Origin of the sequence: Chromohalobacter sp. HP20-39 (assembly GCF_033052815.1) — a bacterium.
Lineage (GTDB): Bacteria > Pseudomonadota > Gammaproteobacteria > Pseudomonadales > Halomonadaceae > Chromohalobacter.
Map to the genome: position 1 here is coordinate 1 of NZ_JAWHTP010001071.1, position 242 is coordinate 242.

General features: G+C 62.8%; 1 protein-coding gene. It reads left to right on the forward strand.

Annotated elements, in window-relative coordinates; all coding sequences use genetic code 11:
* Positions 1 to 242, forward strand: a 242-nt coding sequence (locus RVY79_RS21220) for a PQQ-dependent sugar dehydrogenase (RefSeq protein ID WP_317466592.1), incomplete at both ends; no start/stop codon positions are given.

Below are 242 nucleotides of genomic sequence, written 5' to 3' on the forward strand. Positions count from 1 at the left end.
TCGAACACGGCCCGCGCGGCGGCGACGAGGTCAATATTATCGGCAGGGGCAAGAATTACGGCTGGCCGGTGATCGGCTACGGCATCGACTATTCCGGCGCCAAGATTCACGAAAGCACCTCAAAACCCGGCATGGAGCAGCCGGTCAAATACTGGGTGCCGTCGATCGCCCCCTCCGGCATGGCATTCTACACCGGCGATCTGTTTCCGCGCTGGCGCGGCAGTCTCTTCACCGGCGCCCTT